Annotated in this window: 1 protein-coding gene; it reads right to left on the reverse strand. The window is 55.4% G+C overall.

The genetic code is table 11. The features are described from left to right. Nucleotides 1-14: 14 nt before the first annotated feature. Nucleotides 15-240 (reverse strand): hypothetical protein (locus tag F0U47_RS22735; RefSeq protein ID WP_223162854.1); only part of this gene is annotated, 226 nt, incomplete at its 5' end.

The following is a 240-nucleotide window of genomic DNA, read 5'->3' on the forward strand; positions in this document are numbered from 1 at the left end:
GGCGGGGAAGGTTTTCAACGGACGTAATAAGAAGAGTAAGCGTAAGGGTAGGCGGCGTATGGAGAGGGGTACGCAACTGGGGCGTATGCTGAATACGCGGAATATCCGTAGGCAGGGGCGGCGGCGTAGGTCAGCACTGGCTCAGGCTTGGGGTTGGGGCTGGCGAAAGCCACGGCCACCAACAGAGCAATGAGGGTGAACAATTTGTAGAACATGTTAAAAGCGCAACTTGCAGGTTTT

Source organism: Nocardioides antri, assembly GCF_008373765.1.
Classification (GTDB): Bacteria; Actinomycetota; Actinomycetes; order Propionibacteriales; family Nocardioidaceae; genus Nocardioides; species Nocardioides antri.